The organism is Brevibacillus sp. SIMBA_040, assembly GCF_046535075.1.
Classification (GTDB): domain Bacteria; phylum Bacillota; class Bacilli; order Brevibacillales; family Brevibacillaceae; genus Brevibacillus.
Genome location: NZ_JAWRXI010000474.1, coordinates 1 through 209, shown reverse-complemented (window position 1 = coordinate 209; position 209 = coordinate 1). Strand labels below are relative to the sequence as shown.

The window sequence follows — 209 nt, the reverse complement described above, 5'->3', positions numbered from 1 at the left end:
TGGTGGAGGCTGACGGGATCGAACCGCCGACCCTCTGCTTGTAAGGCAGATGCTCTCCCAGCTGAGCTAAGCCTCCGCAATACCCAACAAAGTGAAGCTGATGATTTTTATCATCCTGCAAGTTGTCGGGGTCCCCGCAAAGTACTCGGAATATGCTGCGAAGCATACTCGTCACTTTGTGGGGTATTTACTATGGTGACCCGTAGGGG

1 tRNA gene is annotated in these 209 nt (G+C 53.1%); it reads right to left on the bottom strand.

From position 1 onward, the window contains the following. Window positions 1–76 (bottom strand) — tRNA-Val (locus tag SB752_RS33505). Window positions 77–209 lie beyond the last annotated feature (133 nt).